This window comes from Actinoplanes rectilineatus (assembly GCF_000962825.1).
GTDB lineage: Bacteria > Actinomycetota > Actinomycetes > Mycobacteriales > Micromonosporaceae > Actinoplanes > Actinoplanes rectilineatus.
Genome location: NZ_JZKF01000062.1, coordinates 1 through 25,400, shown reverse-complemented (window position 1 = coordinate 25,400; position 25,400 = coordinate 1). Strand labels below are relative to the sequence as shown.

The 25,400-nt window shown below is 71.2% G+C and carries 26 protein-coding genes; 9 read left to right on the top strand and 17 right to left on the bottom strand.

Annotated elements, in window-relative coordinates; all coding sequences use genetic code 11:
- Positions 1–108 precede the first annotated feature (108 nt).
- A complete protein-coding gene (locus WH85_RS33275) occupies positions 109–1,020 on the top strand; it encodes a MerR family transcriptional regulator (protein ID WP_045746044.1) in 912 nt (303 codons plus the stop codon).
- A gap of 321 nt (positions 1,021–1,341) precedes the next feature.
- Here WH85_RS33275 and WH85_RS33270 read toward each other — a convergent pair whose 3' ends face one another.
- From WH85_RS33270 to WH85_RS33240, 7 genes are all read right to left on the bottom strand, one after another.
- Positions 1,342–1,953, bottom strand: a complete 612-nt coding sequence (locus WH85_RS33270) for a GNAT family N-acetyltransferase (RefSeq protein ID WP_045746043.1) — start codon at positions 1,951–1,953, stop codon at positions 1,342–1,344.
- A 26-nt stretch (positions 1,954–1,979) separates the two neighbouring features.
- Complete coding sequence (locus WH85_RS33265; RefSeq protein WP_157411366.1) at positions 1,980–2,957, bottom strand: succinate dehydrogenase/fumarate reductase iron-sulfur subunit; 978 nt, start codon at positions 2,955–2,957, stop codon at positions 1,980–1,982.
- A complete protein-coding gene (locus tag WH85_RS33260) occupies positions 2,954–4,849 on the bottom strand; it encodes a fumarate reductase/succinate dehydrogenase flavoprotein subunit (RefSeq protein WP_045746042.1) in 1,896 nt (631 codons plus the stop codon). The genes WH85_RS33265 and WH85_RS33260 overlap by 4 nt, the downstream gene beginning before the upstream one ends.
- Positions 4,850–4,858: 9 nt before the next feature.
- A complete protein-coding gene (locus WH85_RS33255) occupies positions 4,859–5,635 on the bottom strand; it encodes a hypothetical protein (RefSeq protein ID WP_045746041.1) in 777 nt (258 codons plus the stop codon).
- 132 nt (positions 5,636–5,767) lie between these two features.
- Positions 5,768–7,153, bottom strand: coding sequence for a TldD/PmbA family protein (locus WH85_RS33250; RefSeq protein WP_045746040.1), 1,386 nt, complete (start codon positions 7,151–7,153; stop codon positions 5,768–5,770).
- The gene (locus WH85_RS33245; protein WP_045746039.1) at positions 7,150–8,586 is read right to left on the bottom strand and encodes a TldD/PmbA family protein; all 1,437 of its coding nucleotides are present in this window, start codon (positions 8,584–8,586) and stop codon (positions 7,150–7,152) included. Before WH85_RS33245 ends, WH85_RS33250 begins: the two co-directional genes overlap by 4 nt.
- Before the next feature lie 83 nt (positions 8,587–8,669).
- On the bottom strand, positions 8,670–10,523 hold the full coding sequence (locus WH85_RS33240) for a S9 family peptidase (protein ID WP_425394679.1): 1,854 nt from the start codon (positions 10,521–10,523) through the stop codon (positions 8,670–8,672).
- 82 nt (positions 10,524–10,605) lie between these two features.
- Between WH85_RS33240 and mshB the strand changes: the two genes are divergently transcribed.
- The 3 genes from mshB to WH85_RS33225 all read left to right on the top strand — a co-directional run bounded on the left by mshB (position 10,606) and on the right by WH85_RS33225 (position 12,521).
- Positions 10,606–11,487 carry an N-acetyl-1-D-myo-inositol-2-amino-2-deoxy-alpha-D-glucopyranoside deacetylase gene (gene mshB / locus WH85_RS33235; protein WP_045746038.1) on the top strand — a complete coding sequence of 294 codons (882 nt, stop codon included), beginning with the start codon at positions 10,606–10,608 and terminating at the stop codon, positions 11,485–11,487.
- Complete coding sequence (locus WH85_RS33230) at positions 11,487–11,966, top strand: hypothetical protein (protein ID WP_052720984.1); 480 nt, start codon at positions 11,487–11,489, stop codon at positions 11,964–11,966. The genes mshB and WH85_RS33230 overlap by 1 nt, the downstream gene beginning before the upstream one ends.
- A gap of 87 nt (positions 11,967–12,053) precedes the next feature.
- On the top strand, positions 12,054–12,521 hold the full coding sequence (locus WH85_RS33225) for a hypothetical protein (RefSeq protein WP_045746037.1): 468 nt from the start codon (positions 12,054–12,056) through the stop codon (positions 12,519–12,521).
- Positions 12,522–12,525: 4 nt separating this feature from the next.
- Here WH85_RS33225 and WH85_RS33220 read toward each other — a convergent pair whose 3' ends face one another.
- Positions 12,526–13,488, bottom strand: coding sequence for a GNAT family N-acetyltransferase (locus tag WH85_RS33220; RefSeq protein ID WP_045746036.1), 963 nt, complete (start codon positions 13,486–13,488; stop codon positions 12,526–12,528).
- Between the two features lie 82 nt (positions 13,489–13,570).
- Between WH85_RS33220 and fdxA the strand changes: the two genes are divergently transcribed.
- From fdxA to WH85_RS33205, 3 genes are all read left to right on the top strand, one after another.
- On the top strand, positions 13,571–13,897 hold the full coding sequence (gene fdxA / locus WH85_RS33215; RefSeq protein WP_045746035.1) for a ferredoxin: 327 nt from the start codon (positions 13,571–13,573) through the stop codon (positions 13,895–13,897).
- Complete coding sequence (dapC, locus tag WH85_RS33210; protein ID WP_245674202.1) at positions 13,894–15,000, top strand: succinyldiaminopimelate transaminase; 1,107 nt, start codon at positions 13,894–13,896, stop codon at positions 14,998–15,000. Before fdxA ends, dapC begins: the two co-directional genes overlap by 4 nt.
- Before the next feature lie 215 nt (positions 15,001–15,215).
- Complete coding sequence (locus tag WH85_RS33205) at positions 15,216–15,875, top strand: SIMPL domain-containing protein (RefSeq protein ID WP_045746034.1); 660 nt, start codon at positions 15,216–15,218, stop codon at positions 15,873–15,875.
- A 62-nt stretch (positions 15,876–15,937) separates the two neighbouring features.
- Here the strand turns inward: WH85_RS33205 and WH85_RS33200 are convergent, their stop codons facing one another.
- From WH85_RS33200 to WH85_RS33165, 8 genes are all read right to left on the bottom strand, one after another.
- Entirely contained in the window at positions 15,938–16,654 is a 717-nt protein-coding gene (locus tag WH85_RS33200; RefSeq protein WP_245674200.1) for a hypothetical protein, read from the bottom strand.
- Positions 16,655–17,079: 425 nt separating this feature from the next.
- The gene (locus WH85_RS33195; protein ID WP_045746033.1) at positions 17,080–17,730 is read right to left on the bottom strand and encodes a hypothetical protein; all 651 of its coding nucleotides are present in this window, start codon (positions 17,728–17,730) and stop codon (positions 17,080–17,082) included.
- On the bottom strand, positions 17,727–18,137 hold the full coding sequence (locus WH85_RS33190; protein WP_157411364.1) for a hypothetical protein: 411 nt from the start codon (positions 18,135–18,137) through the stop codon (positions 17,727–17,729). Before WH85_RS33190 ends, WH85_RS33195 begins: the two co-directional genes overlap by 4 nt.
- Before the next feature lie 40 nt (positions 18,138–18,177).
- Positions 18,178–18,672 carry a hypothetical protein gene (locus tag WH85_RS33185; protein WP_157411363.1) on the bottom strand — a complete coding sequence of 165 codons (495 nt, stop codon included), beginning with the start codon at positions 18,670–18,672 and terminating at the stop codon, positions 18,178–18,180.
- 83 nt (positions 18,673–18,755) lie between these two features.
- A complete protein-coding gene (locus WH85_RS47630; protein WP_052720983.1) occupies positions 18,756–19,250 on the bottom strand; it encodes a hypothetical protein in 495 nt (164 codons plus the stop codon).
- Positions 19,251–19,737: 487 nt separating this feature from the next.
- Positions 19,738–20,487: a class I SAM-dependent methyltransferase gene (locus WH85_RS33175; RefSeq protein ID WP_045746074.1), complete on the bottom strand. Its 750-nt coding sequence runs from the start codon at positions 20,485–20,487 to the stop codon at positions 19,738–19,740.
- A 121-nt stretch (positions 20,488–20,608) separates the two neighbouring features.
- Positions 20,609–21,703, bottom strand: a complete 1,095-nt coding sequence (locus tag WH85_RS33170; RefSeq protein ID WP_052720982.1) for a DNA polymerase III subunit beta family protein — start codon at positions 21,701–21,703, stop codon at positions 20,609–20,611.
- Entirely contained in the window at positions 21,700–22,299 is a 600-nt protein-coding gene (locus tag WH85_RS33165) for a LysE/ArgO family amino acid transporter (RefSeq protein WP_045746029.1), read from the bottom strand. The genes WH85_RS33170 and WH85_RS33165 overlap by 4 nt, the downstream gene beginning before the upstream one ends.
- Positions 22,300–22,370: 71 nt before the next feature.
- Between WH85_RS33165 and WH85_RS33160 the strand changes: the two genes are divergently transcribed.
- Positions 22,371–23,183 carry a LysR family transcriptional regulator ArgP gene (locus tag WH85_RS33160; RefSeq protein ID WP_045746028.1) on the top strand — a complete coding sequence of 271 codons (813 nt, stop codon included), beginning with the start codon at positions 22,371–22,373 and terminating at the stop codon, positions 23,181–23,183.
- A gap of 5 nt (positions 23,184–23,188) precedes the next feature.
- On the opposite strand, the gene dapD is transcribed toward WH85_RS33160, so the two are convergent.
- The gene (dapD, locus tag WH85_RS33155; RefSeq protein ID WP_045746073.1) at positions 23,189–24,157 is read right to left on the bottom strand and encodes a 2,3,4,5-tetrahydropyridine-2,6-dicarboxylate N-succinyltransferase; all 969 of its coding nucleotides are present in this window, start codon (positions 24,155–24,157) and stop codon (positions 23,189–23,191) included.
- Positions 24,158–24,213: 56 nt separating this feature from the next.
- Here dapD and dapE point away from each other — a divergent pair, with 56 nt between their 5' ends.
- The gene (gene dapE, locus WH85_RS33150) at positions 24,214–25,299 is read left to right on the top strand and encodes a succinyl-diaminopimelate desuccinylase (protein WP_045746027.1); all 1,086 of its coding nucleotides are present in this window, start codon (positions 24,214–24,216) and stop codon (positions 25,297–25,299) included.
- Positions 25,300–25,400 lie beyond the last annotated feature (101 nt).

Here is a 25,400-nt window from a genome sequence, read left to right as displayed (position 1 = left end):
AGGGAAGCGGTACTGAAGAGGGGAATCGCTGTTGACGAGGGGAGCCCTGTTCTCGTGCCCCCGAACGGGTTTGACCCGGACCCTTGGGTGCGGGTTTAGGGTCGCGGCATGCGGGTGGGTGAGTTGGCGCGGCGCACGGGCACGACGGTGCGCGCTTTGCGGTATTACGAGTCGGCCGGGCTGGTGGTGCCCCGGCGGCTGACCAACGGCTACCGGGAATACGATCCGGTCGCCATCCGGCTGGTCCAGCAGATCCGCGAGCTGACCACGCTCGGGCTCAGCGTCGAGGAGACCCGGCCGTTCGTCGAGAGTCTGGCCGAGGGGCGGGAGGCAGACGTCTGCGCGGCGGCGGTGGCCACCTACCGCAGCGCGATCGACGCCCTGCACCAGCGGATCGGCCGGCTCACCGCCCAGCGTGACGGTCTGCACGAGCGGCTGGATTCAGCGGCCGGCCGGATCCCGCCACCGCCACCCGGTCGCGCCAGCGCCGATCCGGCGAGCCTGGTCGGCGTCCGCGTCCCGTCGCTGGAGTTCTACGCCACCGACGGGCGCCCGATCGACCTCGGTGATCTCGGGCCCGGCCGCAGTGTCGTCTTCGTCTACCCGCTCACCGGCCGTCCCGGCGTCGACCTGCCGGACAGTCTCCTGCACATCCCGGGTGCCCGGGGCTCCACCGAGCAGGCGTCCTGGTTCCGCGACCACCACGCGGAGCTGCTGACCGCGGGCGCCGCCCGGGTGTTCGGCCTGTCCGCCCAGTCCACCGGCTACCAACGCGAGCTCGTCCACCGTCTGCGCCTGCCCTACCCGCTGTTGCCCGACCCGCGGATGACCCTGGCCGCCGCGCTCGGCCTGCCCACCATCGGCGGCGCCGACATGGTCCTCTACCGCCGGATCACCCTGATCATCCAGAACGGCACCGTCGAGCACGTCTTCCACCCGATCGCCGAGCCCGCGATGCACGCCTTGGAGGTGATGCGCTGGCTGGCCCAGCACCGCCCCGCCCGCACCGCGTCCGCTTGACCTCTCACGCCGCTTCCGTTCTGCCTCCACGATGCGACTGTTCGAGCTCGCGTGCGGTGGAGGCGGGTGGAGGCGCGTGCGGTGGAGGCGGGTGGAGGCGCTGGTGGTGGAGGCGGGTGGAGGCGCTGGTGGTGGAGGCGCTGGCGGTGTAGGTGGGTGGAGGCGCCGGCAGTGGAGGCGTGTGGAGGCGCTGGAAGCGATGGCGCTGGAAGCGATGGCGGGGCAGCGGTGGCGCTGGAAGCGGTGGCGGATGGAGTACGGGTCCCTGAACCGCTGAGGACCGGAGCGGGCGGGCAGGCGGCCACGGTCCGGCGGGACGGCTCAGTCGGAGTGCACGCGGGCGTGGACGTGCATGTCGTGCCATCCGTCGGCGTGGCGGGCCTCGCTGCGGCGTACACCTTCGGCGGTGAAGCCGGACCGTGCGGCGACCCGGCAGGAGGCGGGGTTGGCCGTGGAGTGGCTGAGTTCGAGCCGGTGCAGGCCCAGGGTGCCGAACGCCCACCCGGTGAGGGCAGCCAGAGCACGGGACGCGATGCGGTGTCCCCGCGCGGCCGGGACCACCCAGTAGGAGATGGCGGCCCGGCCCTCCTCCAGGTCGATCCGTCGCAGCCCGATCTGACCCGCGACCGATCCGAACAGTTCCGTGCCGGGACTGTCCTGTCGTGTGGCCGTTTCTGACAGGATGGCCCAGCTTGCGCCGACCTCGGCGTGCCAGTCGCGCGGCCAGCGGGCGAGCCACTCCCGGGCCTCGTCCTCGTCAAGGGTGCGGCAGTGCCAGCGTTGGATGCCCGGATCGGCGAAGGCGTTCACCACGGCGGGCACGTCGCTCTCCCGCCAGGGCCGCAACCGCACCCCGTCCGCCCCGTCGAGCACCGGTTGCTCGAGGGCGGCGAGCGTCCCCGCCGGCAGTGCGGGAGTCACCAGTGAGGGCATGCGCCGACCCTATCGGCCGAGAACGATCATTCGGGGTCGCGCGGCTCCGGATGGTGGTAGACCACGCGCTCGGGCGGCAGCGGAAACGTGACGTCCTCGCCGTACGGGGAAAGCCCGCCCTGCTGGGGCGCGAGGAGTTCGGCGACCTCGAGCCGTCCGTCCGGGCCCACCGGCGGGGCCTCGGGCAGCCGGCTGCTGGACATCGGGGTGCTGGAGGCCACGCCGGTGGGCCCGGCGGACGGGGCGGGCGCTTCCAGCTGGTCGCGGCGGAAGATCTTGCGGCCGAGCCGGACCAGGGGGTCGTAACGGCGGTCCACGACACGCTCCTTCATGGGGATGATGGCGTTGTCGGTGATCTTGATGTGTTCCGGGCAGACCTCGGTGCAGCACTTGGTGATGTTGCAGAGGCCGAGGCCCTGACTGGCCTGGGCGTACTCCTTGCGGTCGGCCCGGGCGTCCAGCGGGTGCATGTCCAGCTCGGCGGCACGGATGAAGAACCGCGGGCCGGCGAAGGCCTCCTTGTTCTCCTCATGGTCGCGGACCACGTGGCAGGTGTTCTGGCAGAGGAAGCACTCGATGCATTTGCGGAACTCCTGGCTGCGTTCCACGTCGATCTGCTGCATGCGGTAGTCGCCGGGCGCGACCCCGGCCGGCGGGGTGAAGGCGGGCGTCTCGCGGGCCTTCTCGTAGTTGAAGCTCACGTCGGTGACCAGGTCGCGGATCACCGGGAAGGTCCGGATCGGCGTGATCGTGACGGTCTCGTCCTCGGTGAACGTCGACATCCGCGTCATGCAGCCCAGGCGCGGCCTGCCGTTGATCTCCATGGAGCAGGAGCCGCACTTGCCGGCCTTGCAGTTCCAGCGGCAGGCCAGATCGGGGGTTTCGGTGGCCTGCAGACGGTGGATGATGTCGAGGACGACTTCGCCCTCGTTCACCTCGACGTCGAAGTCACGCAGGTCGCCGCCGGACGCGTCGCCGCGCCAGACACGGAAGTGGCGTTTCACTCTGCCTCGCTCTCGGCCAGTTCCTCGGCGGTCAGATATTTGGCCAGTTCGGCCCGGTCGAAGAGGCCGAGCAGCTCGTCGCGCATCCGCGGCACGGGCTTGCGGTCCAGGTGCACGTCGCCGGTGTCGTCGAGGGAGCAGACCAGGTTGATCCGGCGCCATTGCGGGTCCATCCGGGGGAAGTCCTCGCGGGTGTGGCCGCCGCGGGACTCCTCGCGTTCCAGCGCAGCCTTGGCGGTGCATTCCGAGACGACCAGCATGTTGCGCAGGTCGAGGGCGAGATGCCAGCCGGGGTTGTACCGCCGGCCGCCGGCCGCGGCGACGTTCGCCACCCGGGCCCGGAGCTCGTGGAGACGTTTGAGGGCGTCGCTGAGTTCGCCTTCGCGCCGGATGATGCCGACCAGGTCACCCATCACCGCCTGCAGATCCTGTTGCAGTGTGTACGGGTTCTCGCCGTCAGCCCGTACCAGCGGCGCGCACGCCACCTCCACCGCCGCCGCCACGTCCACCTTGGCCGGTCGTGGCCGGCGGTCGAGCGTGTCGACGTAGGCGGACGCGTGTTCACCGGCCCGTTTGCCGAAGACCAGCAGGTCGGAGAGGGAGTTGCCGCCGAGCCGGTTGGAGCCGTGCATGCCGCCGGACACTTCACCGGCCGCGAACAGGCCCTGCACCGTGCCGTGCGCGGCGGTGGTGTCCGGGTCGACCTCGATGCCGCCCATCACGTAGTGGCAGGTGGGCCCGACCTCCATCGGCTCCTTGGTGATGTCGACGTCGGCCAGTTCCTTGAACTGGTGGTGCATCGACGGCAGCCGGCGGATGATCGTCTCGGCCGGCATCCGGGTGGACACGTCCAGGAAGACGCCGCCGGCGGGGCTGCCCCGGCCCGCTTTGACCTCGCTGTTGATGGCCCGGGCCACCTCGTCGCGGGGGAGCAGTTCGGGTGGGCGGCGGTTGTCGTCGGGGTCGGTGTACCAGCGGTCGGCCTCGTCCTCGGTCTCCGCGTACTGCTTGCGGAACACGTCGGGCACGTAGTCGAACATGAACCGCTTGCCGTCGGAGTTGCGCAGTACGCCGCCGTCGCCGCGGACCGATTCGGTGACCAGGATGCCCTTCACGCTGGGCGGCCAGACCATGCCGGTCGGGTGGAACTGCAGGAACTCCATGTTGATCAGGGTGGCTCCGGCGCGCAGGGCCAGCGCGTGGCCGTCGCCGGTGTACTCCCAGGAGTTCGAGGTGACCTTGTAGCTGCGGCCGACACCACCGGTCGCCAGCACCACGGCGGGGGCTTCGAACAGCAGGAACTCGCCGGTCTCGCGGTAGTAGCCGAAGGCGCCGGCCATCCGGTCGCCGTCCAGCAGCAGCTCGGTGACGGTGGTCTCCTGGAACACCCGGATCCGGGACTCGTAGTTTCCGGTCGCCGCGAAGTCCTCCTGCTGCAGCGAGACGATCTTCTGCTGAAGGGTGCGGATGAGTTCCAGGCCGGTGCGGTCGCCGACGTGTGCCAGTCGCGGGTATTCGTGGCCGCCGAAGTTGCGCTGCGAGATCTTGCCGTCCTTGGTGCGGTCGAACAGCGCGCCGTACGTCTCCAGCTCCCAGATCCGTTCCGGCGCCTCCTTGGCGTGCAGTTCGGCCATCCGGAAGTTGTTGAGGAACTTCCCGCCGCGCAGGGTGTCGCGGTAGTGGACCATCCAGTTGTCGCGCGAGTTGACGTTGCCCATCGCGGCTGCCGCGCCGCCCTCGGCCATCACCGTGTGGGCCTTGCCGAACAGCGACTTCGAGATGATCGCGGTGCGTTTCCCGGCGAGCCGGGCCTCGATCGCCGCGCGCAGTCCGGCACCACCGGCACCGATCACGACGACGTCGTACAGATGGCGTTCGACGGAGGTGGTCATCGGTCCTCCTCAGTTGATGACGCGCAGGTCGGAGAACCAGCCGGCGGACAGGCCCATGATGTAGAAATCGGTCAGCGCGAGAGTGCCGAGGGTGATCCAGGCCAGTTGCATGTGCCGGGCGTTCAGTGCCGAGACCAGGGTCCACAGGCGATAGCGGATCGGATGCCGGGAGAAGTGCTTCAGGCGTCCGCCGACGATGTGCCGACAGGAATGACAGGACAGTGTGTACGCCCAGAGCAGGATCACGTTGGCCCAGAGGATCACGTTGCCCAGTCCGAGGCCGGTCGTCTGCGCGTGGACCGCGTCCCACGTGTTGATCACCGAGATGACGCCCGCCGCGTAGAAGGCGAACCGGTGTGCGTTCTGGAAGACCAGCGGGAACCGGGTCTCCCCGGAGTAGTTCCGGTGCCCGTCCGGCACGGCGCAGGCCGGCGGTGACAGCCAGAACGCCCGGTAGTACGCCTTGCGGTAGTAGTAGCAGGTCAGCCGGAAGAGCAGCAGGAACGGCAGGGTGAACGCCGCTTCGGGGATCAGGAAGAAGCTCGGCAGCGGCGTGCCGAACATGGCAGCCGGTCCACAGAGGTCGGTCAGGCACGGGGAGTAGAACGGCGTGAGGTAGTGGAACTCCTCGACGAAGAACCACTGGTGCATGAAGACCCGGACGGTCGCATATGTCACCCAGGCGCCCAGTCCGACGAAAGTGATCAGTGGGGCCAGCCACCACCGGTCCGTCCGCAGTGTCCGCGCGGTGATCGCCGCGCGGGGGCGTGGTGCCGTCGTCGTCATGCCCGTCTCCTCACGGAAACCATCGACAGTGATCTGGGGCACACGTTACGCCGTACGTCCGACGAAAAGGGGACCGGGATCACCAATCAGCCATCCTGGTCCCCAAAGACGATCACCAATGCGGTAATGGATCTAGCCGGACGCGTTCCCGGTGATGTTCCACTCGGACAGTCGCAGCGCCGGGGCGGCCCATCGCGCGCGTCCCCAGGCCTGCGGCAGCAGCACCGATTCGCCGCCGATCCCGAGGACCCGGCCCGGACCCAGAGCCTGCGGGTACGACTGGGTGAAGCGCACGTTCCCCACCGGCGCGGTGATCTCGCCGTCCTCGATCAGCCACACCCCGTTGCGGGTCAGGCCGGTCACCACCAGGCTCTTCTGGTCCAGCACCCGGGTGTACCAGAAATCGCTGACCAGCAGTCCACGCCGGACCCCGGCGACCAGCGGCCGGGCCGACGAGACGACGAAGTCCGGCCCGTCCGTCACGACGGCCGGCCCGGGTTCCATGCGCAGGTGCGCCGGCATCGGCCCCCACGACCGCGACGACGGTGACGCGTGCCCGGTCGAGACGCCGCCGGCCTGCGCGGCGGAGAGCCGGTCGTGCGTGACGGCCGTGGTCACCCCCTCGCGGACCAGCACGAGCTGCTGCCGGGGAGTGCCCTCGTCGTCGAACGGCAGACCGCTGCCGCGCGGATCGTCCACGATGGTCACCGACGGGTCGAACTGTGGCACTCCGGGCTCGGCGAACGACTGGCGCTGCGCGAACGCCCGCCCGTTGAACCCGAACATCGCGAGGTTGTCCAGCAGATCGCTGACCGCGTCCGGTTCGAGCACCACCTCGTAGTGGCCCGGTGGCAGCTCCACCGGCTGCCGGGCGGCCCGCGCCTTGGCCGCGGCCCGGGCGCCGAGTGCCGCCCCGTCCAGGTCGGCGAGCCGGGGCGAGGCCAGCCGGGCCACCCCGTCGGCGCCGTCGAGGCGGGCGATCCCGTCGAACGCGGCCTCCACGGCCCGGCCCTCCACCGCCTGACCGGCGGTGTTCGCGAAGGCGGCCGAGACGGCGACGGTCCGGCAGTACCCGGCCGTCTCCAGCCCGTCCGCCGCCCGGACGAAGTCGCGGACCAGGGCGGCCCGCTGCTCCGGGGTGGCCCGCGCGGTGGCCTCGTCGAAGCCGTCCGCGCCGAGACCGCCGGAGGAGAGGTGCAGAGCCGCCGGCGGAATGAGCCCCGGCCACGCCGCGTCCGGCGGGCTGACCCGGGCCGCCGCGATCGTCCGCTCGACCAGCGCGCGCAGGCCGTCCGGCCCGGTGACGGTGCTCGACGCGCCGGTGGTCCGGCCGTCCAGGTGCAGGCGCAGGCGTACGCCCGTGGTCGCCTCCGCCACGTTCTGGTGGATCATCGAGGTGGCGAAGCGGGTCAGCGCCTCGGTGTCGTGCCGGACGACCACCTCCGCCTCCGCGTCCGGGCCCGCCAGCGCGCGGACCAGCTCGACCATCCTCGCCGCGATCGGCAGTTCGGCGCTCATCCGCGTACCCCCACCCGGACGTCGGTGAATCGAGCCGGCGCCGCCGGATGGCCGGTGTGCCCGATCTGGCCGGGCTGGCCCTTGCCGCAGTTCGGCGTGCCCCAGGCGACCGTCTCGTTCGAGAGCATGTCCATCGACTGCCAGAACTTGGGGCCGATCCCGGTGTAGGTCGGGTTGCGCAGCATCCGGCCCAGCCTCCCGTTCTTGATCTCGTAGCCGACCTCGCAGCCGAACTGGAAGTTCAGCCGACGGTCGTCGATCGACCAGGACCGGTTGATGTCCATGAACACGCCGTCGTCGGTGGCCGCGATGATCTCGTCGAGGGTGTGCGGACCGGGTTCCAGGCCGACGTTCGTCATCCGGACCATGGGCAGCCGGGCCCAGCCGTCCGAGCGGACGCTCCCCGCGTAGTCCAGTCCGGCCAGCGCCGCCGAGTCCCGTCCGGCGAGGACGCCCTCCCAGATGCCCTCGCGGACCGCGTACCGCTTGGTGGCGGGGGTGCCCTCGTCGTCGAACCCGAAGCTGCCCAGCGCGCCGGGGAAGGACGGGTCGATGGTGATGTTCATCAGCTCGGAGCCGTACCGCAGTGAACCCAGCCTGCTCAGGTCCAGCCAGCTGGTGCCGGCGAAGGCCGCCTCCCAGCCGAGGATCCGGTCCAGTTCGATGGCGTGCCCCACCGACTCGTGGATCTGCAGGGCCAGCTGTTCGCCGCCGAGCACCAGCGTGGTCTCGCCGGACGGGCAGAGCGGCGCGGTCAGCAGCGCCCGGGCCTCCTGCGCCATCCGGGGTGCGTTGCCGACCAGGTCGATCTCCTCGACCAGTTCCCAGCCGCGGGTGCCGAACTGTCCCCGGTGCGACGGCCAGGACCGCCGCTGGATCTCGCCGTCACCGAAGGCCATCGCGGTCACGCCCGCGCCGCACTCCCGGATGTGCTGGTCGATGCGGTGGCCCTCGCTGGAGACGAACCACTTACGGGTGTCCCAGATCGCGTAGTTGGCCTCGGCCATGTCGGCACCGGCGCCGGTGGCCGCGGCGGTCGCCCGGACCAGCAGGTCGCCCTTGTCGGAGAGCGGTACACCGAGCGGATCGATCACGCAGTCGCTGGTCCAGCTCGCCGTCACGGCGGTGGCGCCGACCAGCTCGATCGGGGGTCCGGGAACCGCGGCGCTCGCGGCGGCGATCTGCGTGGCGCGGCGTCCGGCCGTACGTGCCGAGGACTCCGACAGCTCGGGTACGGCGAAGAAGCCCCAGCTGGAGCCGACGAGTGCCCGGACTCCCAGCCCGGCGCTCTCGTCGGAGCTCAGGTCCTCGACCGCCCCGTCCCGTGCCGACATAACCTCGGTGCGGCGCACCATGACGCGCGCGTCCGCATAGCGGGCGCCGGCGTCGAGCGCGGCCTGCACGGCCGCGCCCGCCTCATCGAAGTGGGTCATGTCCCGACCCTATGCGCCGCCTCCGGGCAGGATCAGGCGGATCGATGGACGAGGGGACCAGGCGGATCGCTGGAGGAAGAGGATCAGGCGGATCGCTGGAGGAAGGCGAGTTCCTCCTCGAGTCCCGCGGCCGGCAGCGAGGTCGCCCCGGGCAGTTCCGCCCCGATGACCAGCAGCCGGCCGGCGGCGGGGGTGTCCTCGGCCACCGCGGTCAGGCTGTGGTGCTGGTAGACGTGCCCCGAGTCGGACGGGTCACCCAGGTAGCGTTCGGCGAGCGCGCGCGGCAGGTCCGCCCACTCCAGCACCGGATCGCGGGCCACCCCGCGGTGGAAGACCTCCGGGTCGCGCAGCACCGCCAGGGCCGCCAGCCAGCCGCCCAGCCCGGTGCCGCGCACCGCGACCCGGCTCAGGTCCAGGTCCGGGTGCTTGCCGAGCAGGGCGCGCAACGCGTCGGACAGGTCGGCCGGCGCCAGATCGGCGAGCCGGCGGTGCACCGCCTTCTCGAAGCTGGGCGCCACTCCGGGCGTACCCCGGCCGTCGATGCTGACGACGGCGAAGCCGGAGTCGGCCCACCACTGCCGTTCCTGCCAGGCGGACCGGTCGGCGAGCACCTGCTGGTGTCCGGGGCCCTCGCCGAGGGCGAGCAGCACCGGCAGCCGGGTTCCGGCGAGGAAACCGCGGGGGTAGAGCACCGCGGCCGGCAGCCGCCGGTCGGTGACCCGTTCCAGCACCGGCTCGGGCCGGTACGGCAGGTCGGCCGCCAGCGACCGCAGCGCCGCGACCTCGGTGTCGCCGCGCCACACCCGGTCGCCGGCCACCATCACGTCGCCGCCCACGGTGACCGGCCGTGTCCCGGTCAGCCCGGTGATCCGGCGGACCTCCGGGCCGCCCCCACCCAGCGAGGTACGCACCCGGAACACCTCCCGCACCGCCGGGTCGCCCAGGCTGCCCTCCACGATCAGGTCGGGCGCCCCGGCCGGACCGTCGGCGCGGGGCAGTGTCCCGGCGACCCGGCGCACGTAGAGCCCGGGCGGCGTGAGCAGGCTGCCGTCGGCGAACAGGCAGCGTGCGTCGAAGCCGTCGTGGGCCAGTTCCCCGCCGACCAGCACGCGTCCGTCCGGCAGGTGCCGGGGTGTGCCCGGGATCGGCTCCACCCAGCGGGCGTCGGCGAGTTCCGCGTGCACCTGGGTCTCCCCGGTCCGGGGGTCGACCGACAGCACCAGGCCGTGCTGCTGCATCCGGCGCAGCACGGTGATCAGCGGCCCGCCGCCGGCCCAGCGCACCTGCGCCAGATAGGGGTACGTCTCCCGGTCCCAGTGCACGTCGACCCAGCCCTCGTCGAGGTCGAGCAGGTGCAGGCTGGCCGCCCCGGCGGTGCGTACCGCGAGGATCTGCCGGCCGTCCGGCGACCACCACCAGCCGCGCGTCCGCTCGAACTCCGTCGAGCCGCTCCCGGCGAGACCCCAGCAGATCTTGCCGCCGTGTTCGCGCCACGCGTTGCCGGGTTCGCCGGCGAGCAGCCGGTCGCCGTCCGGGCCGGTGATCCGCAGCGCCGCCGAGCCGTCCGGGTCGGCCACGTACCCGATGGTGCGTCCCTGCGGGTCGGGCCGGGGATCGTGGACCGGGCCCTCGCCACCGATCGCGGTCACCTCGCCGGTGAGCAGATCGGCGCGGAACAGCTCGCCGTGCCGGGCGAACGCCGCGGTCCGGGCGAGGCGGTCGGTCGCGTACGACGCCACCGGACCGTGCGCCACCCGGCGTTCGACGCCGCCGGCCAGGTCCAGCAGCCACAGTTCGTCGTCCGGTTCGTCGGGTCCGGGCGACCGGAGGAAGGCGACGCGGGCTCCGTCGGCGCCGATGGTCACCGTGTGCGGGGCGCCGTGGCGGAAGCCAGCGGTACGCCCGGCGAGTCCGGGGTACTCCACGCTCCACAGCATCGCTGATCGCCACCGCCTCGTGGAGGGGAAACCGCGGGCTGGGCGGGCGAAGTCGTCGGTGGTCGCGCGTACAGTATCGGCCGTGACCGCTACAGACACGTTGCCCGCCCGCCGGTTGCTGCTGGTGCACGCGCACCCCGACGACGAGGTGACCGGCACCGGCGCCACGATGGCGCACTACGTCTCCGCCGGCGCCCACGTCACGTTGGTGACCTGCACCCTCGGCGAGGAGGGCGAGATCCATGTGCCGGCCCTGGAGCGCCTGGCGGCCGGGCAGGCCGATCAGCTCGGCGGCTACCGGCTGGTGGAGTGGGAGCGGGCCTGCGCCGCGCTGGGGGTGACCGACCACCGGATGCTCGGCGGGGCCGGCCGCTACCGCGACTCCGGGATGATGGGCCTGCCGACGAACGACGATCCGCGGGCCTTCTGGCAGGCGGACCTGGACGAGGCCGCGGCGCACCTGGTGGAGATCATCAAGGAGATCCGCCCGCAGGTCATGATCACCTATGACCCGAACGGCTTCTACGGACACCCCGACCACATCCAGGCCCACCGGGTCGCGATGCGCGCCGCCGAGCTGGCCGGCGACATCGGCCCGGAGAAGATCTACTGGACGGCGATGCCGCTGAGCGTGCTCGAGGACGGCATGGCGGCCTTCCGCGAGCTCGACGACAACCCGTTCGCCGGTGTCGAGTCGGTCACCGACCTGCCGTTCGGCACGCCGGACGCGGAGATCGCGGCCCGGATGGACGGCACCGACCACTACGCCAAGAAGACCGCCGCGATGAAGGCGCACGCCACCCAGATCCCGGACAACTCCTGGCTCTACGGCATCGCCGGCGACTTCGGCGGCGAGTTCATGGGCGTGGAGTACTTCACTCTCGCCAAGGGCGCGCGTGGCCCCGGTGCGGGACCGCACGAGTGGGAGGACGACCTGTTCAGCGGCCTGGAGATCGCCGACTGATGACGACCTCCGAGGTGGAGACCGAGCCGGCGGCCGCACCCCGGGTGCCGTGGTCCGGCTGGGAGCGCGTGATCCGGGCCGGCGGCGTGGTCGTGTCGATCCTCGCCACCCTGGTCACCGCCCTCGTCGAGATCGAGTTGAGCGCGTTCCGCGTCGGCAGCGTGGCGGCGCTGCTCGACGGCGACTCGCCGTGGACCGGTGGCGGCGCTCTGATCCCGATCGCGACCCCGGTCGCGGTCGGTCTCAACCTGGCCATCGCCTGGTTCGCCGAGACCACCACCGGACGCCGGTGGGCGGTCGGCGTGCCCTGGGCGTTGTGGACGCTGCTGATGCTGGCCGCCGCCGGCACCCGGAAGGCCGAGGGCGACCTGCTGTTCCAGGGCGACAACTGGACGGTCCTGCTGACCATCACCGCGGGCAGCCTGACGTTCGCCGTCTATGCGTACAAAATGATTCTTAAACCACCGACTGCCAGCTGACTCTCAGCACGCCTCTAGGAATCCCCGCGCACCATCCGCGAAGATGCACGAGAGTTCGACAGATTTTCACGTTCGCTGGGAGGAACAATGACGCAGCAGCGCTGGTTCCGGATCACGGTGCTGGCGGCCGGGCTGTTCGCGATCAACGCGGTGGCACGCCTGGTGGTCCGGTTCGGGTTCGACGGTGACAACATCGCGCAGAACCGCGGCTCGACCGCGATGTTCGCGCTGATCGCGCTCGTGCTGGGGGTGCTCACCTTCCTCCGCGCGCATCGCACGGCGCCGTCCGGTTGGCTGCCCGACGTGGGCTTCGGCGCCCTCGGCGGCATGCTGCTGACCGTCCTGGTGGGACCGCTGCTCAACGGCAACGCCCCGTTCGCGAACGGCGCCGGCGACTTCTTCCTGCAGGTCTGGCTCTACGCCGGCTGCGCGATCGTCGGCAGCGCCCTCGGTTACGGCCTGGCCGTCGTGCTCGGCCGTGACTACCGGTCGCGTGCGCTGCAGGCGTATTCCGCGCAGCGCACCAACCGTCCACGCCGGGTGGTCGGCCGCTGAGGGGTCACCCCGGCGGCGCCTCCCGCGTCAGATAGGTGTGGTGGGTGCTGAAACCCATCCGGCCATACAGCGTGACCGCCGGTGTGTTCCGCTCCTCCACCTGCAGATAGGCCCGGGTCGCGCGATGCTGCGTGCCCCACTGCGCCAGCGCCCGCACGACGTGCTGCGCCAGGCCGCGCCGGCGTGCGGCCGGCGCGGTCTGCACCAGCGAGATGCCGAGCCAGTGGTCCGGGCCGGTCACCGCGCCACGGGCCACCGCGATCAGGTCACCCTCCGCGTCGCGGACATGAGCGAAAACCTTGTCGGGTACGCCGTTGAGCACGCGTAACGCCGTCGCCGGCAGGGTGCCCTTGTGCTCGGCGACCATCGCGTACCAGTCGTCGGAGGCGGCGTCGGCCAGATCCACCGGCGGCAGGTCGGACCGGGCCGGGGCGGCCAGCAGCGGCGCCAGCGGCGTGGTCTGCACCAGGGTCAGCGGGCGGGTGCCCCATCCGCGGGCGTCCAGAGCGGCATTGACCGGGGCGGCGAGCGGCATCGGGGCGTTGATCAGGGGTTGCTGGCCGCGGCCGGCATACCAGGCCGTCACCGCGTCGATGGCGGCCTCCAGGGGCCGATCCGGATCGCCCACCGCGAGCGCCGAGTTGGCCCGCCCGGTCCAGTTGTCCGCGGCCCGCAGGATCCAGCCGCCGAGCCGGGCGCGCACCGGCGCCGGCCAGGCCAGATCGGCTGCCAGCTCGAGGGCTGTCACCTCGGCGGCGCGGGGCCGGCCGGCGGGCGGAACCCGCTTCGCCCGGTGGACCTCGGCCAGGGGCACACGGAGGGTGCCCTTGTCAGTCGCCAGTGTGAGATCGGTCTCGGTAAGGTCGACCAGCTCACCGAGCGCATCCGTGAAGAGCGTGCGCTCACCGGTTACGCCTACAATTCGCCGTACCACCACCCGGTGTCCCACATCCTGCTGTCGGAGCACGTAGTACCTCCCTCGGCGGGAATACTAGGCTTTGCAATCGTCGTCGGCGGTTCCCGCGGCGTGGCTCTGAAGGGAAAGACCCGTGACCTACATCATCGCTGAGCCCTGCGTCGATGTCCTCGACAAGGCATGCATCGAGGAATGCCCGGTCGACTGCATCTACGAGGGCAACCGGATGCTCTACATCCACCCCGATGAGTGCGTCGACTGCGGGGCCTGTGAGCCGGTCTGCCCCGTCGAGGCGATCTTCTACGAGGACGACGTCCCGGAGCAGTGGAAGGACTACACGAACGCCAACTACGAGTTCTTCGAGGACCTCGGCTCGCCCGGTGGCGCCTCCAAGGTCGGCAAGATCGAGAAGGACGCGACATTCGTGGCCGCTCAGGCGCCGCGCGGCGGCGACCACTGAACGCTCGGTCGTCGGCCCTGCCGGACTTCCCCTGGGACCTGCTGGAGCCGGCCAAAGCCAAGGCCGCGGCGCACCCGGACGGCATCGTCGACCTCTCCGTCGGCACGCCGGTCGACCCGGTCCCGCCGGTCGTCCGGCAGGCCCTCGCCGACAACTCCGACACGCCCGGCTACCCGCTGACGGCCGGCACCCCGGCACTGCGTGACGCCATCGGCGGGTGGCTCGCCCGGCACGGCCGGACCTCGGCCGAGCTGGGCGTGCTGCCCACCATCGGCTCCAAGGAACTGGTCGCCTGGCTGCCGACGCTGCTCGGCGTCGGCCCCGGCGACAGGGTGGTCATCCCGTCGGTCTGTTACCCGACATACGAGGTGGGCGCCCGGCTGGCCGGCGCCGAGGTGATCCGGTCCGACTCGCTGACCGCGCTCGGCCCGGACCGCCGGATCGCGATGATCTGGATCAACTCGCCGTCCAACCCGACCGGCAGGGTGCTCCCCGTCGAGCACCTGCGCAAGGTCGTCACCTGGGCCCGCGAGCGCGGCGTCACGGTGGTCAGCGACGAGTGCTACCTCACTCTGGGCTGGGAATCGACACCGGTGTCGATCCTCGACGACCGGGTGACCGACGGCGACCCGACCGGCGTCATCGCCGTGCACTCGCTCTCCAAACGGTCGAACCTGGCCGGCTACCGCGCCGGATTCGTCGGCGGCGACAAGGCGATCATCAGGGAACTGCTGGCGGTCCGCAAACACGCCGGCATGATCGTCCCGGCGCCGGTGCAGGCGGCCATGGTCGCCGCACTGACCGACGAGACGCACGTCGACGAGCAGCGCGCCCGCTACGCGGCCCGTCGCGACGTGCTGAGGACCGCACTGGTCAAGGCGGGGTTCGAGATCAGCCACTCGGAGGCCGGCCTCTACCTGTGGGCCACCCGCGACGAGGAGTGCTGGGCCACCGTGGACCGGCTCGCGGCTCGCGGCATCCTGGCCGCGCCGGGCGCCTTCTACGGCCCGTCCGCGGCCCGGCACGTCCGGGTCGCCCTGACCGCGTCCGACGAGCGGGTGTCGGCGGCCGCGGACCGGCTCGCGGAGCCGTTCACGGACTGACCGCTGTTCCGTTCTGCTGTTTCGTTGCCACGGCATCGGGAACCATCGTCACCGCGACGAGATCCCGGTGCCGTGTCGCCGTTTCAGGACGTGGCCCGGGTGCCGCCTTGTGGCGATGTCCTACGGTCCCGTTGCACCCCGTTTCAGTCTGGTGCCGTTCCGGCGCTTCGCCGCCGTCTCACGTATTGCCGCCGCTTGGCCTGCCGAGGAGGATCGTGACCACCACCGAACCCACCGAGATCGTCGTGCACGGGCAGGCACACCGCGAGGTGCCGCCGGATCTGGCGGTGTTCTCGGCCACGGTGTCCGCCTCGGACCGCGACCGCAGGACCGTGGTGGACCGGCTGACCCGCCGCGCTGCCGACGTCACCGCGGTGCTCGACCGGCACGGCCCGGCCGTCGAGAAACGCGAGACCACCGGGGTTCGCGTGCACCCCGAGATGAAACGACGGGAGAAGGTCTCCGCGTACACCGGAAACATCTCGACGACGGTGACCGTGAGCGACTTCGGGGTGCTCGGTGAGATCCTCGCCGAATTGGCCGCCCAGGAACTCACCACGATCGACGGCCCCTGGTGGCAGCTGCGCCCCGGCAGCCGGGCCGGAGCCGACGTCCGCCGGGAGGCGGTGGCCGACGCTCTCGAGTGCGCCCGGGACTACGCCGCCGCGGTCGGCGCCGAAGTGGACCGGATCGTCGAGATCGCCGAGGCGGAGACCGGCGGCGGGCGCCCGATGTTCCGCGCGTTCGGCGGCGGCGTGGCCGAGATGGCCGCCGACGCCCCGGCGTTCGACCTGTCCCCGCAGGAGCAGGTCGTCGAGGCGCGGGTACGACTCCGGGTCACGATCACCGACCCGACGGTCCTCCGGGCCTCCTAGAGCCGTCCGGGCTTCCCTGGTGTGTGGGCCGGCGGTTCCGGCGCCGTGGCCGGGGCGTCTCGTCAGGAGGCGGGGACCAGGGCCTGCGCATGGACCGGGACGCTGAACGTCGCCCCGCGGCAGGCCTCCGGCGACCCGGGACTCAGGGTCAGCGCGCCGGTCAGCACGAACGCGCCGATGGTGTTCCGCTGCACCTCCCACGACACCGGGAAGACCCGCTGGTTGACCTCGACCCGCGGGTCCACACAACCCGCCTCGCGGTGCGCGTCGTCGGCGATCACCGGTTCCGTGCTGCGGGCGATCGACGTGATCCGGATCGGCACGCCATGCTGGTTGGGTACGGTCACCGTCAGATCGGCGGTCTGATCGGCCCGCGGTGCCTGGCTCGGGTCGGAACTCCCACTCAGCGCGATCTCCACCACGGTCCGCGGCCCGTCGAACGGCTCCGTCGGCCCGTTGAGCCGCCAGTACGCCCACGCCGCGCCCGCGTTCGCCAGCAACGCCGCCATCGCCGCCGCGGTGAGGATCACCCGCGCCCGCCGGTCGAACCGTCGGCGCGGCTTCCGGCGTACCTCCCAGGTCGGCTCTTCATGATCCGCCGTCGCCAACGAGATGTGTGCCTCCGGCGGCTGCCCGCTGTTCGCCTGCAGCGACTGCCCGATGGTCGTCCCTGTCGGCCGCCCGATGGTCGCCTCGATCGGCTGCCCGCTGTCGGCGACGGGGTGACGCGAGAGTCCTTCGCCCGCACGGAAACTCGTCAGGACGTCACGCCGATTCACGATGCGGCCTCCCCGACGACGGCCGCGAGCGAATCGCTCAGGTCTGGCATGCGGCTCGTTCCTCCTCGAAGGCCGGCGGGAATGATGCCGTGGTCGGCGCTCATACAACGTTCCCCGATAGAGATGTCCGATGTGATCGGTTTTCCGTCCGCCGTTCTGGACGCGTAAATCGGACAGGTACAACCGACCGGCTTACCCCGCCCGAGGTATCTCGAGCGAAGTGTACCTTTTGCCGCCTTCCGACCGATCAGTTCCACTACGGGTGTCATCAGCGCGGACACCGCCGTAGCTCATCGGACCCCTCCCGCCAAATCCGCGAGGATCGCTGCCCGCTCGCCTGCTTACCGATCTTGGTGCGCTGACCATCGCGGGCGGTGGTCAGCGCACCAAGATCTCCCCGGAGGCGAGCCGCTGGCGTGAAGCGGCTACGGGGTCGGCTCCTCGGAGGGGGTGACCGTGGCCGGAGAGGTCACGGCTTCGGTGGTCTCCCGGGTCTGCGTCGGAGCGGGCGAGGACGTGGTGGGGAGCGCCTTCGTGGGTGTCGGTGCCGGCGTCAGCGCCGGTTCAGGAACGGTGACCGCCGATTCGGTCTTCTTCTTGCCTTTCCCGGCGAGATCCGGCTCCGAGACGGTAGCCGTGTCCTTCTTCGCCGGTGGCACCCCGGGAACCTTCAGCGGGTCGCTCGCCGGGCCGGTCCAGCGCGTGCCCGCAACGGCGTGCACGGTGTAGCGGCGGGCCGTCACGATCGTCGCCAGGTCCCGGTCCACGCACGACACGGCTCCGGCCGCTCCGGTGCAGGCCGTCACCGGCGGCTTCCCGTCGATCAGTCGGGTGACGACGTATCCGCCCACCGGCTGCCCCTGCTCGAACCGCACCGCCTTCCAGGAGATCCTCGTCCCGACCAGCGCGACGGAGGCGGACGGCTTCGCCATCTCCGGCATCCGCGCCGCCTTCGCCGTGATCACCGGCGCATTGCCGGGAACGACCCAGCCGGCCCACGCGCTGAGGCCGGCGCCCAGAACCGAGACGCCGGCCACCCCGGCCGCTATGACAGCGACCGCACCCACCCGCCTCATCGGCCGACCCGCACGGCGCTGGCGGTGATCTTCAGCTGGAACGTCGTCCTCTGGCACGCGTCCGCGACCGAGTTCGGCATGGTCACCTCGAGCTCTCCGGCACTCCGCCGCCCCCGCGCCTGCACACTCAGCGGCAGGGTGCCCAGGTACTGCCCGATCCGCAGATTCGCCGCCGCGGGCTGACAACCGCGCTTCGAGGTCGAGGCGACCTTGGCCTCCACCGAGCGCACACTGATCGAGAACGGATAGGGATTCGCAAACGTCAGCCTGGTCCGCTTCGCGGCCCCAGGATAGAGATCAACAACAGGCGTCGAACTCACCTCGAACGCGACAGCCGAGACGTTCGCGACCTCCGCCTCAGAGGTACGAGTCCCGGCCGCACTCCAGATGCAGGCCAGCGCCGTCACGCCGGCCACCGCCCGCCAAGCCGCCCGCTGCACCCGAGATCTAGCTCGCATCGCTTCTCCCACTTGCGGTGAGCGGTACACCGAAGGTCGCTCCCTGGCACGCCGAGTCGGACGCGTTGGTCATCCGGATCGCTTGGGAGATCAGGAAGTTCTCGGTGGTTCGCGCGGGAACGCGCCAGGCCACGCTGTAGCTCGACGCCGTCAGGGAGATGCCGGTCTGATTGCATCCGGCGTTCTTGTGCGGGGTGTCCACGGTGACCGGACCGGCGCCGCCGCGGATCGTGGTCACCAGAACGGGGAACCGATTGTCGTTCTTGACACGGACGGTGAGCGCGGACGTCGATCCGGGGAAGAGCGGCTCATCGGGGCGAGGGTGTGCGGTCAGCGTCAGGTTCAGGGCGGATCCCGCCGCGGCGCTCGAGGCCCCGGATCCGCCAAGCCGCCAGTAGGCCCAGGCGGCGCCGCCGCTGACGGCAAGCGTGGCGGCAACTGTCATGGCAATGACGGATCGAGACCGGAGCGATGATGCGAGCACGGTGCCAGTCCTGTCTGAGAAGTCATGGGATAGGGAAAGCCGTGGGGGATACCCGGGACCCGGGTATCCCCCACGGCTGGTGATCAGGCGGCGTTGCTCCGGGCGGCCAGAGCCACCTTGAAGCTGAAGACGGCGCCCTGGCACTCGTCGGCGGCGTTGGGGAGCATGCGCAGGGAGCCCGCGTATTCGATGGTCTTGGTGCCGTTGCCGCCTGCCGTCTTCGCCGGGACGACGAGGTCCGTGGCCCCCGCCGGCAGGGCTGCGTCGACGAATGCGATGTCCCCGGCGCCACAGCCCGCTTTGTTGGAACTGAAGTCCGAGAACGTGATGTCGGTGACGGCCACCGGGAAGGTGTTCGGGTTGGCCACCTCGAACTTGACGTCAGCGGTTCCGCCCGGGACGAGAGCGGTCGTGCTGGTGGTGTTGGGAGTGACGACGAGTTCCGCAGCCTGGCCCGAGGCCGCGGAGGCCGAGCCTTCTCCCTGAAGCAGCCAGGCGGCGAACGCGGCACCGGCTCCGCCGACGGCCACGACGGCGGCGGTGACGACGGCGACGGAACGCTTGGTGGTCTTGCTCATGGTGGTGTTCCTCCTGGAACGAGTCAGCGTCGAGCAACCCAGGGCGGGCCGGGAGCGACCCTTGCGGGGTGTGCGTCGTTAAGCGGGTTGTCGCCGGAGCCTCGAGGCGTTCCGGCGCTGCGACAAAGATGTCTGAAACGCTCAACCACGGCGATAGTTCTTCCTGCCGACCCTTTGCGGGCAAAACGCCGCCCCAAGCGAGCTGATCCGGCTACCCCGACCGGGTGAGAAGATCCGCGCCGGGTGTGGCCCGTGACCCGGCTGGAGATCGACCGGACTCGGCCTCAGCGGGATGGATGTCGGCAGGCATCGCGGCGGGGCGGGGTCAAGCCCGAGAATTTCTCAGCCCGCGGTGCGTGCCCGGCGGGGGCCGGGAAACGCGAATCTCCCCCGCGGTACGGCTCCGCCGGCATGGACGGGGTTGCTGCCGCGGCACACTAACGGGTTAACCAGGTAAGACAGTCATCCCCTGAAAGAGGCTTCCGGGTTATGCCTCTGTCGGCCGGACGGCCTGGACCAGGAACCGGTGGGAGCGGACGGTGAACTCGCCGCGGACCCGGATGGTGGCTGCCAGGCGGGCCAGTTCCCGTTCGTACTTCTGCGGGGAGAAGTCGCGGATCTGCCAGGGGACCGTGCGCAGCTGGTGGACCACCGCCGTGATGTCCCGGAAGACCATGGCGGGGTGTTCCTCGCGGACGTCGGTGACCCGCAGGCCGGCGGCCTCCAGCATGGTCACGGCGGCCGCGGCGTCCCAGCGGCGCGGCTGCGGGGGCGGGGCGCCCAGCGCGACGTTCAGGTCGGCCAGGTCGTCGCTGCCGACCTGCTGGGTGAGCAGCACGCCGCGGGGGCGCAGCAGGCGGGCGATGTCGTCGGCGGGGAGGCGGCCGTGGCGGCTCAGGACCACGTCGAACTCGTTCTCGCCGGCGGGGAGTTCGGTGAGGACCGAGACGCCGAACGGGGCGAGGCGTTCCCTCGCCGCGGGCGTGTTGCGGGACCAGGTCTCCAGGGCCACCGTGTGGCGGGGGAGTGGGGCCAGTTCGGCCAGCAGCTCGCCGCCGCCGGTGTCCAGGTCGAGGACGCTGGCGGCGTGCCGGACCAGGGGACGGGCCAGATCGGGATATGACCACGACGGCTCGGACGCCACGGCCAGGCCGTCCAGCCAGGCGAACTCCCACCCGGTCATGGAGGCGCCGGTAGCCGCGGCGTTGAGTTCGTCCTCCTGCCGGTTGCTGCGCACGCCCACGAAAGTAACCGGGCACCGGTCCCCCGGACGACTCGATCACGCGTCCTTTCCGGGACCGGTGCCGGACTGTGGCTGAACGGTTACCAGACGACCCCCGGTGGGGGTCTGCGGGCTCTTACGCGCGGACCGGCATCAGCAGCGAGAAACGGGTCTCGTCGCCGGGCACCCGGATGGCCAGCGGGTGCACCGGGCCGTCGAGTTCGAGCAGCAGCTGGCCGGAGCCGCCGGCGTCCAGCGCCTGCAGCAGGAACTCCCGGTTCACCGCGATGTGGGTGTCACCACCGGACTTCCACTCGTCCTCGCTGATCGGGCGGAGTTCGCCCGCGGCATTCAGGTCGAGGACCGTCACGGGGTACGCGCTGCCGTCGTGCTCCCGGTCGATCACCGGTGTGCCGGCCAACTGTGCGCGGAGGTGTTCCGTGCTGACCGTGACCTGGCGGGTGACCGGGCCCGCCGGGGCGAGCAGACGGCGGTAGTCCGGGAAGTCCAGGGCGATCGGCTTCTCCTCGAGCACACGGCCGCCGTGCTCCGCGCGTACCCCATCGGTGTGCAGGTCGAGAGTCACCGGGCCGGACCGGAACGCCCGCAGTTCGTCGCAGAAGGCCAGCGGCAGGAACTGCCGGGCCGGCTGCCCCTGGGTCTCGGCCGGCACCGAGGCGACGGCCAGCCGGTAACGGTCGGTGGCGACCAGCGTGAGCAGGCCGTCGGTGGTCTCGAAGAGCAGGCCGGCCGGGATCGGGCCGGGGCCGGACGGCGCGGCGAACCGTACCGCGTCGAGGGCCGAGGTCAGGTCGGCGGCGGGCAGGATGATGCGTGTCATCAGGTTCTCCTCCAGGTCGATCAGGGTGTGCAGGCGGAGGAGCTCACGACGGGCGTCGGCCAGGCCGGCTTCCAGGCGGGCCAGGTGCAGGTCGAGACGGTGGCGTACCCGGGCCGGGTCGCTCAGGTCACTCACCACCTGCGCGATCTCGGCGACCGGCATGCCCACCCGTCGCAGCCCGGCGATCAGCCGGGCCGCACGGATCTGCTCGCCGGTGTATCTGCGGTAGCCGGTCGCCCGGTCCACCACGGCCGGGACCAGCACGCCGGCGCCGTCGTAGAACCGCAGCGCGCTGACGCTCAGCCCGCTCGCCCGGGCCACCTCACCGATGCCTCGTGTGTCGCTCTCCACGTCACCCGACCTTGGTGTCTCGACCTGCTCGAGAGTCAAGCCTGCACGATCAGGGCGATGCCGAGGGCGGCCATCACCGTGGCGATCAGGCCGTCCAGGATCCGCCAGGCGACCGGGCGGGCCAGGACCGGGGCGAGCCGTCGGGCGCCGGCACCGAGCGCGGCGAACCAGGTCAGGCTGGCGACGGCCGCGCCGATGCCGAACGCCCAACGGTGGGCGTGCTGCTGGGCGACCGAGCCGAGCAGCAGCACCGTGTCCAGGTAGACGTGCGGGTTGAGGTAGGTCAGGGCCAGGCAGGTCAGCAGCGTCGCGCCCAGGGTGGCGGGTGCCCCGCCGGTGACCTCCAGCCGTTCCGGGCGCAGGGCACGGCGGGCGGCCAGCACGGCGTACCCCAGGAGGAACGCGGCCCCGGCCCAGCGGATCACGGTGACCAGGCCGGGGCGCGCGGTCAGGACCGCGCCGAGACCGGCGATGCCGGCGCAGATCAGCGCGAGGTCGGAGAGGGCACAGGTGAGCACCACCGGGAGTACGTGTTCCCGGCGCAGACCCTGACGCAGCACGAAGGCGTTCTGCGCGCCGATGGCGATGATCAGGACGGCGGACGCGACGAAGCCGGCCACAGCGGAGGAGAGCATGGGCCGAACGCTACGGACGGCTCACGGCGTACTCCAGCTAAAGATTTTGACGTTGGATTAGATTTTCTTACGTGGATCAGGTGCAGCTGGCGACGTTCCTGGCAGTGGTGACCGAGGGAAGTTTCGAGGCCGCGGCCCGGATGCTGCACGTCACCCCATCGGCGGTCAGCCAACGGATAAAGGCTCTCGAACAGTCGGTGGGACAGGTGCTGGTCCGCCGGGCCAAACCGTGCACGGCGACGACGGCCGGCCAGGCGCTGGTCCGGTTCGCCGGGCAGGTCGCCCTGCTCGAACGGGAGGCGATGGACCAGGCCCGCGACGGCACCCGGCTGGCGGTGGTGGTCAACGCGGACTCGCTGAACACGTGGTTCCCGCCGGCCCTCACCCAGGTGCCCGGGGTGCTGTTCGAGCTGCACACCGACGACCAGGACCACTCGGCCGACCTGCTGCGGGCGGGGGTGGCGATGGCCGCGGTGACCGCGGAGGACGTGGCGGTCCAAGGTTGCCGGGTGGAGCGGCTGGGTGTCATGCGGTACCTCGCGGTCGCCGCCCCGGGAGTGGACCCCGCCCGGGCGCCGATGGTGGTCTACAACCGCAAGGACCGGCTCCAGCACCGCTTCCTGGACGGTACGCCCGAACCGCCGGTCCACTACGTGCCCGCCGCGGCCGCCTTCGAGGAGACGATCCGTCTCGGCCTGGGCTGGGGGATGGTCCCGGAACAGAACGCCCGTCCGGAGATCGAGGCCGGCCGGTACGTGGACATCGCCCCCGGCCGGTACCTCGACGTGCCGCTGCACTGGCAGTACTGGCGGATCGACTCGCCGACCCTGAACACACTGACGGCCGCCGTACGGACGGCGGCCGCCTCGGCGTTGCGGGTGTGACGTGATCAGTCGTTGGTGTGCAGCGCGCTGTTCAGCTCGATGCCGGTGCCCTTGCGCGGCTTGGCCTCCAGCGCGCCGGAGACCGAGTTGCGCCAGAACAGGAGATTGTTCACACCGGAGAGCTCGATGGCCTTCACCACACGGCCGTCCGGCAGCGAGATCTTGGACGCGGCGGTGACGTAGACCCCGGCCTCCACCACGCAGTCGTCGCCGAGCGAGATGCCGATGCCCGAGTTCGCACCCAGCAGGCTGCGCTCACCGATCCGGATCTTGGCCTTGCCGCCGCCGGAGAGAGTGCCCATGATCGAGGCGCCGCCACCGATGTCCGAGCCGTCGCCGACCACCACGCCCTGCGAGATCCGGCCCTCGACCATCGAGGTGCCGATCGTGCCGGCGTTGAAGTTGACGAATCCCTCGTGCATCACGGTGGAGCCGGACGCCAGGTGGGCGCCGAGACGGACCCGGTCGGCGTCGGCGATCCGCACACCGGACGGCACCACGTAGTCGATCATGCGGGGGAACTTGTCGATGCCCCACACCACCAGCTGACGGCCGGCGGCGCGCTCCAGGAAGCGCAGCTCGTCGACGCGCTCCGGCGGGCACGGGCCGGCCGAGGTCCAGGCCACGTTCGCCAGCTTGCCGAAGACGCCGTCCAGATTGAGCGCGTTCGGCCGGACCAGGCGGTGCGACAGCAGGTGCAGCCGCAGGTAGGCGTCCGAGGCGTCGGCGATCGGGTCGGCCAGCGACTTGACCGTCACGCGGACCTCGACGACCGAGAGTCCGGGAAGCAGCTTGGGGCCGGTCTGCCCGGCGGGGAGCGCCGGAACACCGGCCGGCTCCTCACCCAGACCCAGGTAGCCCGCGGGGAACCAGGTGTCCAGAACCTGCCCCTCAGCGGTCACGGTGGCCAGGCCGATGCCCCAGGCGGGCGAAGTCGAGATCGCGGTTTCCACGACGTGAACCCTATCGAACATCACCCCGGCCTGAGCGAGCCATCGGGTGGTGCGCGCCACCCCGGTATGGTGCGCACATGGCCAACCCGCTTACCCCGGACGTGCTGGTCGACCCGGTGATGCTCACCCGCGCCCTGGTCGACCTCGAGTCCGTGTCCCGCGACGAGAAGGTGATCGCCGACTGCGTGGAGGACGCCCTCCGCCAGGTCGCGCACCTGCAGGTGCGTCGCCTGGGCAACACGGTGATGGCGCGGACGAAACTGGGGCGCGCGCAGCGGGTGATCCTCGCCGGGCACCTGGACACCGTGCCGATCAACAAGAACTGGCCGTCCACTGTCGTCGACGACCTGATCTTCGGCTGTGGCACCGCGGACATGAAGTCCGGCGTGGCCCTCGCCCTCAACCTGGCGGCCACCCTCCCCGACCCGGTCTACGACACCACCTACCTGTTCTACGAGGCCGAGGAGATCGAGTCCGAGTTCAACGGGCTCAACCTGGTCGCCGAGGCCCACCCGAAATGGCTGCAGGCCGACTTCGCGGTCCTGCTCGAACCGACGTACGGCGTGGTCGAGGCGGGCTGCCAGGGCACGATGCGGGTACGGATCGGCACCCACGGCCGGCGGGCGCACACCGCACGGGCCTGGCGCGGGGTCAACGCCATCCACGCGGCCGGCGAGGTGCTGCGACGGCTCGCCGACTACCACCCGCGGACCGTGACCATCGACGGTTGCACGTACCGCGAAGGACTGAGCGCGGTGCGCATCGCCGGCGGTGTCGCCGGCAACGTCGTCCCCGACGAGTGCACGGTCGACGTCAACCTGCGGTTCGCCCCGGACCGCAGCGAGGAACAGGCCCTCGCCCACCTGCGTGAGGTCTTCGAGGGCTTCGAGCTGGAGGTCACCGACACCGCGCCGGGAGCCCTGCCCGGACTGGACGCGGCGCCGGCCCGGGAGTTCGTGGCGGCCACCGGCACCGAGCCGGCCGCCAAGCTGGGCTGGACCGACGTGTCCCGTTTCGCGGCGCTCGGAGTGCCGGCCCTGAACTACGGGCCGGGCGACCCGGCGTTGGCGCACTCCCGCGAGGAGCACGTCGAAATCGGCAAGATCAGGGAAGGGGCGGCGACCCTCTATCGGTGGCTGGGGTCGTCCGCGCTGGACGACTAGATGCAACGCCGTTCAGTTAGGCGGATGGCTCATGCGTCAAGGCTCGTCGGTGACGACGTTGATGCTGGTGGTGGCCTTGTAGGTGTGGCGGTCGATGTTCG